This window comes from Paenibacillus sedimenti, from assembly GCF_014534655.1.
In the GTDB taxonomy this organism is placed as follows: Bacteria; Bacillota; Bacilli; order Paenibacillales; family NBRC-103111; genus Paenibacillus_E; species Paenibacillus_E sedimenti.
Window position 1 is genome coordinate 1 of record NZ_JACVVD010000068.1, and the last position, 303, is coordinate 303.

The 303-nt window shown below is 54.1% G+C and carries 1 rRNA gene; it reads left to right on the plus strand.

From position 1 onward, the window contains the following. Positions 1 to 303, plus strand: a 23S ribosomal RNA gene (locus ICC18_RS33465); the annotation flags it as partial.

A 303-nucleotide genomic window follows, 5' to 3' on the forward strand; every position in this document is an offset into this window, starting at 1 on the left:
CTAAGGGTTCCTGAGGAAGGTTCGTCCGCTCAGGGTAAGTCGGGACCTAAGGCGAGGCCGAAAGGCGTAGTCGATGGACAACAGGTTGAAATTCCTGTACCACCGTAGCCGCAATGTCCTTTCAAATGAAGGGGCCCCGCGAAAGTAATCGGAATTTGCTTCAAAGCGTTCCTTCACTTTCGTGGGCAAATTAGCGATGGAGTGACGCAGAAGGATAGTGACGCAGACTGATGGATGTCTGTCCAAGCAGTGAGGCTGGTGTGTAGGCAAATCCGCACACCGTAAGGCTGGGCTGTGACGGGG